Source organism: Planomonospora parontospora, assembly GCA_014647935.1.
GTDB classification, from domain to species: domain Bacteria; phylum Actinomycetota; class Actinomycetes; order Streptosporangiales; family Streptosporangiaceae; genus Planomonospora; species Planomonospora parontospora.
Genome location: BMQD01000111.1, coordinates 1 through 547, shown reverse-complemented (window position 1 = coordinate 547; position 547 = coordinate 1). Strand labels below are relative to the sequence as shown.

Below are 547 nucleotides of genomic sequence, written 5' to 3'. Positions count from 1 at the left end.
TGCGGCTCTCCTGCTCACGCAGGCGCGCCAGCATGGACGCGGTCGTCCGCGGGTCCAGCAGCGACTGGCCCGAGGCCACCGTACGCACGGCGCCGACCAGGTCGGAGCCGTGGATCTGCTTGAGGACGTATCCCGAGGCGCCCGCCATCACCGCGTCGAACAGCGCGTCGTCGTCGGCGAACGAGGTGAGCATCAGGCAGGCCAGGCCGGGCATGCGGGAGCGGACCTCGCGGCACACGTCGATGCCGCTGCCGTCCGGCAGGCGCACGTCCAGCACCGCCACGTCCGGCTGGAGCGCGGTGATGCGGGTGACGGCCGACTCGGCGGTCCCGGCCTCCCCGACCACCTGGATGTCGTCCTCGGAGTCGAGCAGGGCCGCCACGCCGCGCCGTACCACCTCGTGGTCGTCCACCAGGACCACGCGAATCACACCCATGCCGCCAGCTCTCCTCACCTCGACCGCCGGTAACCGAGCCTTCCGGGCACCCCTGTCCGGCGGGAGACCATCAAAACACGGATCGGGGCGTGCGGGCACCCGGGTGCCCGC

1 protein-coding gene is annotated in these 547 nt (G+C 72.6%); it reads right to left on the bottom strand.

The genetic code is table 11. The features are described from left to right. Nucleotides 1–436: response regulator (locus IEZ07_RS35345; RefSeq protein WP_191898781.1), on the bottom strand; the 436-nt coding region annotated here is incomplete at its 3' end. Between the last annotated feature and the right edge of the window lie 111 nt (nt 437–547).